Annotated in this window: 9 protein-coding genes; 4 read left to right on the top strand and 5 right to left on the bottom strand. The window is 55.8% G+C overall.

The genetic code is table 11. The annotated features are described in order from the left end of the window. Window positions 1–372: 372 nt before the first annotated feature. The 3 genes from ABJK70_RS15225 to ABJK70_RS15215 form a co-directional block, all read right to left on the bottom strand. On the bottom strand, window positions 373–867 hold the full coding sequence (locus ABJK70_RS15225) for a low molecular weight protein-tyrosine-phosphatase (RefSeq protein ID WP_077730558.1): 495 nt from the start codon (window positions 865–867) through the stop codon (window positions 373–375). A gap of 71 nt (window positions 868–938) precedes the next feature. Beyond that, on the bottom strand, window positions 939–1,730 hold the full coding sequence (locus tag ABJK70_RS15220) for an ABC transporter permease (RefSeq protein ID WP_205780779.1): 792 nt from the start codon (window positions 1,728–1,730) through the stop codon (window positions 939–941). A 20-nt stretch (window positions 1,731–1,750) separates the two neighbouring features. After that, window positions 1,751–2,494 carry an ABC transporter ATP-binding protein gene (locus tag ABJK70_RS15215; protein WP_077730556.1) on the bottom strand — a complete coding sequence of 248 codons (744 nt, stop codon included), beginning with the start codon at window positions 2,492–2,494 and terminating at the stop codon, window positions 1,751–1,753. 121 nt (window positions 2,495–2,615) lie between these two features. On the opposite strand from ABJK70_RS15215, the gene ABJK70_RS15210 reads away from it, so the two are divergent. After that, complete coding sequence (locus tag ABJK70_RS15210; RefSeq protein ID WP_347258381.1) at window positions 2,616–3,128, top strand: NUDIX hydrolase; 513 nt, start codon at window positions 2,616–2,618, stop codon at window positions 3,126–3,128. Between the two features lie 14 nt (window positions 3,129–3,142). On the opposite strand, the gene lptG is transcribed toward ABJK70_RS15210, so the two are convergent. Both lptG and lptF read right to left on the bottom strand, forming a co-directional pair. After that, window positions 3,143–4,213, bottom strand: coding sequence for an LPS export ABC transporter permease LptG (gene lptG, locus ABJK70_RS15205; protein ID WP_077730554.1), 1,071 nt, complete (start codon window positions 4,211–4,213; stop codon window positions 3,143–3,145). After that, complete coding sequence (gene lptF / locus ABJK70_RS15200) at window positions 4,210–5,352, bottom strand: LPS export ABC transporter permease LptF (RefSeq protein ID WP_347258380.1); 1,143 nt, start codon at window positions 5,350–5,352, stop codon at window positions 4,210–4,212. The genes lptG and lptF overlap by 4 nt, the downstream gene beginning before the upstream one ends. An 89-nt stretch (window positions 5,353–5,441) precedes the next feature. Between lptF and ABJK70_RS15195 the strand changes: the two genes are divergently transcribed. The 3 genes from ABJK70_RS15195 to ABJK70_RS15185 form a co-directional block, all read left to right on the top strand. Continuing rightward, window positions 5,442–6,929 carry a leucyl aminopeptidase gene (locus ABJK70_RS15195; RefSeq protein ID WP_077730552.1) on the top strand — a complete coding sequence of 496 codons (1,488 nt, stop codon included), beginning with the start codon at window positions 5,442–5,444 and terminating at the stop codon, window positions 6,927–6,929. After that, entirely contained in the window at window positions 6,926–7,366 is a 441-nt protein-coding gene (locus ABJK70_RS15190; protein WP_077730551.1) for a DNA polymerase III subunit chi, read from the top strand. The genes ABJK70_RS15195 and ABJK70_RS15190 overlap by 4 nt, the downstream gene beginning before the upstream one ends. Before the next feature lie 91 nt (window positions 7,367–7,457). Then, on the top strand, window positions 7,458–9,381 hold a 1,924-nt coding region (locus ABJK70_RS15185), incomplete at its 3' end, for a valine--tRNA ligase (protein WP_347258379.1).

Raw genomic sequence — 9,381 nt, 5'->3', positions numbered from 1 at the left:
GATCTGTTTCTCGATTTGTGCCCTTGTTTCCTCATAGGCCTTGGCGGGCACGCTTTCCATTTCCCTGCTCTTCAACAGGAAAACGCCGACAACAGTCGCTATGATGATACCGCCGATGTAGAGCCAGAAATTGTCTTTTTCTTGTTCCATCTTTCTTACCTCAACAAAACTCTTTGGTTTGTGACACAACGCTCCCTGACATCAAGAGCGTCCATGACGACGTAACTCGGTTACGCCCGCTGGTGGAAACCCGCGCTAGAGCCGATTACCACGCAACGGGACACTATTCTATGAGCGTTAATAATGATGTTCAAGATTGTAGCCTTGACTTTTTAGGGGCGTGACACGAATTAGGCTTTCAACCCTCTCGTTTTACGTAACTTTGTTGTCGTTCAAAGACTCGTGTAAGTACGCGAATACTCCCTCCGCTGCCCGTTCTATCATCTCTCGCACCCGGTAAAAAACGATTTCTTCCCCATGATATGGGTCGGGAACATCACGTGTCTTGAACTGAGGCGCAAAGTCTAGAAGATACCGAATCTTGTGGATGTGGGCTCTCGGACAAATAAACCGCAGCGCGTCGTAATTTTCTGCATCCATCACCAAAATGTGGTGGAACCTCTGAAAATCCGCGAGCAAAATCCTCCTTGAGCGTAAACCGCTGATATCGATCCTCCGCTCCAACATGGCCCGCTGAGCTCGCGGATCGGGTGGGCGCCCCAAATAGTGAGCATGGGTTCCGGCCGAGTCTATGAATATCTTGTCCGTGTAACCGGCATTCTTCACCAGTTCTCTTAGGGCTCCCTCGGCCATCGGAGACCGGCATATATTAGCCATACAACAAAACAGGACGTTGACTTTGTTCATTGTTTGCGGTCGCTCCGGAAAAATGGAGCTTCAGGTACTTAGGACGGTTCCAGGCTATCGCGACAGCCCACTCATTCCCCCATTTGCAACAATAGGCCGCGTTTACGGGCGACATGAAAGGCGAAAAGATAAAGAGCGAAACCGATCAAGAGGTAAATCAGGTTCAACAGAACGGCCATCCAAAACGAATCGAGAGAAAAAACATGATCTCGCACAACGGCACGCATACCTTCGAAGACATGGCTGGAGGGTAACAGCAAAGCAATTTTTTGCAGCCAATCGGGAAGCACGGAAATTGGATAATAAATCCCGCTGAGCGGCGCAACTGCAAAAATCACGGCCCAAGCCAGACTTTCCGCTCCTAGTCCGTAACGCAATACGAGCGCGACCACCATCAACCCGATAGCCCATCCCATGACGAGCAGGTTTGCAAAAAACGCCACGAGCGGAAGCCCCATATCGAAAATCGAGTACCGATACAGAACGACCGCCAGACCCGCTGCCGCCCCGACGCCAATCGAGGTTCTTAAAAAACTGACCGTCAACAAGGCCATGACCAATTCGTAAGGACGCAATGGACTGACGAACAAATGCCCGAGGTTTCGGGAATACATCTCTTCGAAAAAGACTACGGAAACACCTAATTGGGCACGAAACAACACATCCCAGAGTAGAACGGCGCCTATCAACAATCCCGCAGCCTGGGCCACCCATTCACTGTGGCCGACGAAGAATTGGTTGATAAACCCCCACAAAATCATCTGCATGGTCGGCCAATAAATGAGCTCGATCAACCGAGGCCAGGAACTGCGCATCAAATACAGATAGCGCATGACCAAGGCGAAAACACGTTGCAAGCTCATATACATGTATACACGCTACACTAAGCGGACTGGCGATCTTGGTCGCGCGCGATATCGATGAAAACCTGCTCCAGACTGTCTCGTCCGTATTTCTGCACCAGCATCGCGGGCGTATCCCGATCTACGATACGCCCTTGCTTGAGAATCAAGACGTTATCGCATAGCCGCTCCACCTCCTGCATATTATGGGAAGCGAGCAGAACTGTGGCCCCGGATTTTTCCTGATAGGCTTTCAGCAAGGTTCGGACCGTATCCGCCGAAGCCGGGTCCAGGGAAGCAGTCGGCTCGTCCATCAGCAACACTTCGGGCTCGTTCAAGAGCGCTTTGGCTAAGGCGACGCGGGTACGCTGCCCGGCCGAAAGGGAACCGTAGGCGCGGTTCATCAATGCTTCTAGATCGAAACGCTCCGCAAGAGACCGCAAGCACGCGGCTCGATGCCGAACGCCGTAGAGACGGGCATAAACGTCGAGATTCTGTTTCACCGTAAGCCGATGCGGCAAATCGACGTAGGGAGAGGTAAAATTCATGCGGGACAGCGCGGGATACCGATTCTTGATCATATCCACGCCCATGATCCGAATACTCCCAGAAGATGGCAACAAGAGTCCCAACAACATCGCCAGAGTGGTCGTCTTTCCTGCTCCATTGCCGCCGAGTAAGGCACAAGTGCTTGCTTCCGGTACCGCGAAAGAAATTCCGTCCACAGCCGTCACCGAGCCAAAGCGCTTGTTAAGACCACGAACCTCGATGGCGGGAGCCCGCATAAACTTCTCCTCTACCGAATGATCTCGTATCGCACAATGAATCCGCCTAATCGATACGCACCGGCTCTACTCGCCGGTTCGCCAACGCCTCGGACGCGGACTTTAGCGCATTACCGCTAGAATGACGCCTCCGGAGCCGGACATCACCTCTACAAGGTGCGGACCACCTCAATCGGCCGTCGGCGTTGGTGCTGTCGTTTTTGATGCATCCGAGCGAGTTCTTCTGATCCGCAGAGGAAAACAACCCGCCTTGGGACTGTGGTCGATTCCGGGCGGTAAACAGGAACCCGGCGAGACGCTCGTCCAATGCTGCCGGCGCGAGATACTGGAAGAAACCGGGATCGAGGCAGAGCTGGGCCCCGTAATTGCTCTGGTCGAGCGGATGATCGGCGAGTTTCATTATGTCATCGTCGATTTTGTCGCAACGTTGAAAAATCCGGAGAGCTTCACACCAAAGCCCGCCACCGATGTTTCCGACGCCCGCTGGGTGACAGTCGCCGATTTGAAGCACTATTCCCTGGTGGAAGGTCTGGAACGGGTTATTCGAATCGCCCTCGATAGCTTACACTCCGGTTTCGCTGTGGGCTTAATCGATGCCGACGGAAGCGGCCGCGACTTCTTGCCCTTTATCTAACCCACATCTCCAATCTAAGTTAGGCGAAGCCGGAAAATCGCGACCAAAGCACCCGTGAGCGCCAGCACTGTCGGAAAGAAAGCCGCAAATATCGGATTCATCTCATAAATCAGCCCCAAGTGACCGAAAGTGCGGTCAAACAAATAAAAACCCAACCCGATGACGACGCCTACCACGATACGCTGCCCCGTGCCGACTTCTCGCCGCACCGGCAGTACAAAAGGGGCGGCTACGAGCAGCATGACCAGAGTAACCGCCGGGTTCACGATTCTTCCCCAGAATGCCAGTTCGACGAACGCCGATTGCTGTTCGTTCTCCTTCAGATACCGGATGTATCTCGCCAGTTCGTAAGCCGATAGGTTTTCCGGACTGATCACGAACGCATTCAGCAGATTCGGTGCTAGCACCGAAGACCAATCAGCATACGCCTTTTGCTCGGTGACGATTCCGTCGGCTAGAAATTGGCTCTCGAAAATATTATCCAATCGCCACTGCTTCCCATCGTAAACGGCTTTGTCGGCATGCGTGGCCGAATGGAGTTTCTCTGTCCCATCCAGTTTGAAGATATTGATATCGCCCAAGTTTTCGGGCCGTTCGATTTGGCGGATATTGATGAATACATCGCCGTCCCGCACCCAAAATCCATACTTCGTTCTCGATGCGATCTGCTTTTGCAATGCGGTAGCCTTAAGCGTATGCGCCGCGCGCTCCGCTACCGGAGCGATGTATTCGCCGATCCCGAGCGAAATGAAAACCAGCATCATGCCCCCCGCCAGCACTGCCCCGATGATGTGCAGACGTGAGGCTCCAGCGGCCTGCATGGCCACCAGCTCCCGATTGTTGGCCAAGGCTCCCAAGGTTACCAGGCTTCCGACCAATGCCGCGGAAGGCATCAGCTCGTAAAAATTGCGAGGCGAGGTCAGGATCAGATACTGAACGATACTCGCCAGGCCGTAATTCCCCTGCCCCAGATCGCCCAATTCATCCGCAAAGGTGAAAAAATTGAGGAGCGCTAACAATATCAACACGGCGATCAGCGATCCCTTGACCACTTCTCCTGCAATATATCGGCTCAGCGTTCTCATAACCCGACCTTTTCCCTGGCTACCTGAACGATCCAGCTAAAGCCGAGATTTCGAATGAACAAGACCCCGGTAATGATGAGCAAAAAGAAATAAACGCCGGAATAGCTCAGCCAAAGCGGTATCTTCTCGGTCATCAGAAGACCCTGAGTAATCTTTTGAGCATTCTCGTAAACGATATAAATCAGAAAGGCCGTAAACACGTTCCCGTAGACACCGCTACGCGGCGCGATTTTCGCGAGCGGAACGGCCAAAAAGCTCAGAAAGAGCACGCCGAACGGCACTGCCAAACGTTTCTGCAGCTCCGCCAACTCCCGTGGCGTATGCGAATACCACAGCACCATGCTATCCGACGCTTCGCGCTTGAGCGATGCCGTCTCACCCTCTGGACCATCGATGCGCACCGCGTATTCCTCAAACTCGCTGATAATAAAATCAGCTCGTCCGGGTATTCCTTGATAACGGCGGCCTTGCTGCAAAACGACGAAATGCTCGTTCAACTCGTTTCTTCTTAGATGGCCGCTCTCGGCGATCACTACGCCGGTTTTGTCCCGCTGCCGGCTTTGCACGAAGATCTTGTGCATGGAGTTGTCTTCGTTCAACTCCTCCGCATACAACACGACGTCGCCCTGGCTGAATTCGTTGAAACGTCCCGGTTTTATACCGCGTATGTCGGCACTTTTCTCGTCCTTCTTCATGAGCGCCTGGGCCTGTCGCTCGGACCACGGCATGACCTGCAGCGCCAATACGGCGGCAATGAGAGTCACCGGCAACACCATCCAGCTCATCGCCCGATAAATGCGGGTCAACCCCACCCCGCTCGATGCCAGCACCGACATCTCCTGGTCCCGATACATGCGCCCCAACACAGTCAAGGTTGCCATGAACAATGAAGCCGGAAGCAACTGGGCGGTTGCCGACAGGATTTTGAGCCCGAGCAGTTGAAATATGGTTTCGCCTGACAATTCGCCTTCGATGGCTTTGGCGAGAATACTCAGAAATTTGCGGCTGACGATGATCGTGACCAAAACGCCGAGAACGGCCCCTAAGGTCTTGGCGAGTTCCGCCGCCACCATCCGGTCGAGCACCGAGATGATCGGAGGGCGTCTCCATTGAAGCGGTTTAAAAGGGTGGGGTTTCATAATAAGCTTTAACGATTCGAGGCCCTCCCTTGAAAATTGCGGTCAATTACGACAATCCATCCCTTAAGCAACAAGCCACAAATTCTACCATGGACTATTCGGCAAAATGTGAATCGCTCATCAAGCTTAGCGCCAACTGCGCAGTTCTAGGCTTCCACCAGAAACGAAAACTGACCGCCGCAGGCAGCGGGTTGGACGAACACTTGGGAGGCTTGATCTCCAGGCTCCTCAAGCGCGACGACGTCGAAGGAAAAGTCGGCGACGTTCTATTGATAAACCATATCCCCGAAAGCGACATAGAACGTATTTTGCTCGTCGGTCTCGGCAAGAAGGGAGAATTGGCCCCCGCCGCCTACCGCAAGGTTTTGGCCGCAGCGGCGAAATCGCTGAAAGATTCGGGGGCAAAACTTGCCGTGAGCCTTCTCCACGAAGCCGAGGTCGAAGGGTACGATCTGGCTTGGAAAATCCGGCAAGCCGTGGAGGTATTGGAAGGAAACCTATACAAATTCACGCGCTTGAAAAAAGAGGCGGACGATAAGCCGCAACGCCTATCCAAACTCCAATTCCTGCTCGACAGCGAGGATCAATCGGCGGAAGCCAAACTGGGCATCAGACAAGGCTTGGCCATCGCCAACGGCATGAACATCGCGAGGGATCTGGCCAATCTGCCCGGCAACATCTGCACGCCGACCTATCTGGCGGAACAAGCCGAGCAAGTCGGGAAAAGCCGGAAAATCAAGGTGCGAATATTCGACGAGTCCGATCTCGAAGCTTTGAGCATGGGTGCCTTTCTGTCCGTCTCCAAAGGCAGCGAGCAGCCTGCCAGGCTCATCGTCATGGAATATTCCGGCGCTTCGTCGAAAGCCAAGCCTTTCGTTCTGATCGGCAAGGGACTCACTTTCGACGCCGGCGGCATTTCGCTGAAACCGGCCGCCAACATGGATGAAATGAAATACGACATGTGCGGCGGCGCGAGCGTGATCGGCGCGCTCTCGGCGATAGCCGAGCTCGAATTGCCGCTCAATGTGGTGGGATTGATCCCGGCTTCCGAAAACCTCCCGGACGGCAAAGCCAATAAGCCGGGCGACATCGTCACCAGCATGTCCGGCCTTACCGTCGAAATCCTGAATACCGATGCCGAAGGCCGTTTGCTGCTGTGCGACGCGCTAACCTACGCCAAGAAATACGAGCCGGCCGCCGTGATCGACGTCGCGACCTTGACCGGAGCCTGCATCGTCGCTTTGGGCCGTCATCCGAGCGGCTTGATGAGCAATAACGAAGGTCTAGCCCAAGCGCTGACGGAAGCCGGCGAAAAAGCCTGGGACCGGGTATGGCGCCTGCCGCTTTGGGACGAATATCAGGAGCAGCTCAAGTCCAAGTTCGCCGATCTCGCGAATATCGGCGGCCCCGACGGCGGCACGATCACGGCCGGCTGTTTCCTGTCCCGCTTCGCCAAGGACTATCCGTGGGCTCACGTCGACATCGCCGGAACCGCCTGGAGAACCGGCAATGAAAAAGGCGCGACCGGACGCCCTGTGCCGCTGCTGGTGCAGTATCTGATCGACCAAGCGCGATGACCCGGATCGATTTCTACGTGCTGCCCACCGGAGATGCTCACAGCCGCCGCTTGATGGCCTGCCGTCTTACCGAGAAGGCCATCAAGCAAGACCTCACGGTTTTCGTTTATGCCGCTTCGGAAGAGGAAGAACGGGTGCTAGACGATTTGCTATGGACATTCCGGCAAGGCAGTTTCGTCGCCCACGAACGGCTCGATGCCTCCGCAGCCCAAGCCGAAACGCCGGTGCTCATCGGACACCGGAGCTCACCGCAGGCTGCCAAGAACGTACTGATCAATTTGAGTGCCGAAATACCGCCCGATCTCGACCGATTCGAGCGTCTGGTCGAACTTGTCGACCAGGACGAAACGGTAAAACAGGCGGGCCGCCGCCGATACCGGTTCTATACGGATCAAGGCCATACCATTCAGACGCATCGCTTGGATAGCTCCGACTGAAGCCTCGATCAGCTAAGTTTTCAATATAATTCGAGATCGATCGTCTTGCGCCAATCCCGCGATTGGCCATCCCTAAACAACAGAACACGTCATGGATAAAACCTACGAGCCTCATTCCATAGAATCGCGATGGTACAAATTCTGGGAGGAAAGCGGATATTTCGCGCCCAGCGGGAACGGAACGCCGTACTGCATCATGATTCCGCCGCCGAACGTGACGGGCAGTCTGCACATGGGCCACGGATTCAACAACACCATCATGGACGCCTTGATCCGCTACCATCGCATGCAAGGCTACAACACCCTCTGGCAGGTCGGCACCGACCACGCCGGCATCGCCACGCAAATGGTGGTGGAACGGCAATTGGCGGCTCAGAACCTCACTCGCCACGACTTAGGCCGCGAGAAGTTCCTCGAAAAGGTTTGGAAATGGAAGGCCGAATCCGGCGGAACCATTACCCGGCAATTGCGCCGGCTAGGCTCGTCGGTCGACTGGAGCCGGGAGCGCTTCACCATGGACGAGGGACTTTCCCGCGCCGTGCAGGAAGCCTTCGTGCGCCTCTACGACGACGGATTGATTTACCGCGGCAAGCGCCTGGTGAACTGGGACCCCAAGCTGCATACCGCCATCTCCGACCTGGAAGTGCAGAGCGAGGAGGAAAAAGGCAGCTTATGGCACTTCCGCTACCCGCTGGCGGACGGCTCGGGTCATCTTGTCGTCGCCACCACCCGGCCGGAAACCATGCTGGGCGATACCGCCGTGGCGGTGCACCCGGAGGACGAGCGTTATAAGCACCTGGTGGGCAAGACTGTCAGGCTGCCGATTACGAACCGGGAAATCCCCATCGTCGCCGACGAATACGTCGACCCCGCGTTCGGCACCGGCTGCGTGAAAATCACGCCGGCCCACGACTTCAACGACTACGATGTAGGCAAACGCCACAACCTGCCGCTGATCAACGTACTGGACAAGGATGCCCGAATCCTGCACGAATTCACCGTGCTCACCTTCGAGGGTTATGCCGGCGCGCACGGGGAAAAAGCTCCGGAAGCTTATGCCGGCCTGGACCGCTTCGAAGCGCGCAAGCGAGTCGTGGACGAATTCGACCGATCAGGGCTATTGGAGAAAATCGAGCCGCACACGCTGAAAGTGCCGCGCGGCGACCGTTCCGGCGTAGTCGTCGAGCCGTGGCTCACCGATCAGTGGTACGTCAGCGCCAAGGAACTGGCGAAACCCGCCATCGAAGCGGTGGAAGACGGCCGCATTCGCTTCGTGCCCCAGCAGTACGAAAATCTTTATTTCTCCTGGATGCGCGACATTCAGGACTGGTGCATCTCCCGGCAATTGTGGTGGGGTCACCGCATCCCGGCCTGGTACGACGACCACGGCAACGTCTACGTAGGCCGCAACGAGGCCGAAGTGCGCTCCAAGTACAGCCTGGACGCCGGCCTGAAACTGCGCCAGGACGAGGATGTACTCGACACCTGGTTCTCCTCCGCTCTTTGGACGTTCTCGACTCTGGGCTGGCCGGACCAGACGCCGGAATTGAAGACCTTCCATCCCACCGACGTACTGGTGACCGGCTTCGACATCATTTTCTTCTGGGTGGCGCGCATGGTCATGATGACCATGCACTTCATGAAACACCCGGACGGCAGCCCGCAAGTGCCGTTCAGGACGGTTTACGTGCACGGTCTGGTGCGCGATGCGGAAGGCCAGAAAATGTCGAAATCCAAGGGCAACGTGCTGGATCCCCTGGACATCATCGACGGCATCAGCCTGGAGGATTTGGTGCAGAAGCGCACCAGCGGCCTCATGCAACCGCAAATGGCTCAGAAAATCGAAACGCGGACCCGCAAGGAGTTCCCGCAAGGCATCGCCGCGTACGGCTGCGACGCCCTACGCTTCACCTTCGCCTCCCTGGCCTCCACCGGGCGCGACATCAAATTCGACATGGGCCGGGTCGAGGGCTACCGCAATTTCTGCAACAAGCTGTGGAACGCGGCGCGCTACG

The sequence above is a fragment of the Methylocaldum sp. genome, assembly GCF_039794385.1.
In the GTDB taxonomy this organism is placed as follows: domain Bacteria; phylum Pseudomonadota; class Gammaproteobacteria; order Methylococcales; family Methylococcaceae; genus Methylocaldum.
Note: the sequence above shows the minus strand (reverse complement) of the source record. Positions and strands in the feature narration are given on the sequence as shown.

Bases quoted from the DNA above. Each gene is read 5' to 3' on its own strand.
- ABJK70_RS15190 (WP_077730551.1), top strand. From the start codon at position 6,926: ATGACCCGGATCGATTTCTACGTGCTGCCCACCGGAGATGCTCACAGC.
- lptG (WP_077730554.1), bottom strand. From the start codon at position 4,213: ATGAGAACGCTGAGCCGATATATTGCAGGAGAAGTGGTCAAGGGATCG.
- ABJK70_RS15210 (WP_347258381.1), top strand. From the start codon at position 2,616: ATGACGCCTCCGGAGCCGGACATCACCTCTACAAGGTGCGGACCACCT.
- ABJK70_RS15225 (WP_077730558.1), bottom strand. From the start codon at position 867: ATGAACAAAGTCAACGTCCTGTTTTGTTGTATGGCTAATATATGCCGG.
- ABJK70_RS15195 (WP_077730552.1), top strand. From the start codon at position 5,442: ATGGACTATTCGGCAAAATGTGAATCGCTCATCAAGCTTAGCGCCAAC.
- ABJK70_RS15215 (WP_077730556.1), bottom strand. From the start codon at position 2,494: ATGCGGGCTCCCGCCATCGAGGTTCGTGGTCTTAACAAGCGCTTTGGC.
- ABJK70_RS15220 (WP_205780779.1), bottom strand. From the start codon at position 1,730: ATGAGCTTGCAACGTGTTTTCGCCTTGGTCATGCGCTATCTGTATTTG.
- lptF (WP_347258380.1), bottom strand. From the start codon at position 5,352: ATGAAACCCCACCCTTTTAAACCGCTTCAATGGAGACGCCCTCCGATC.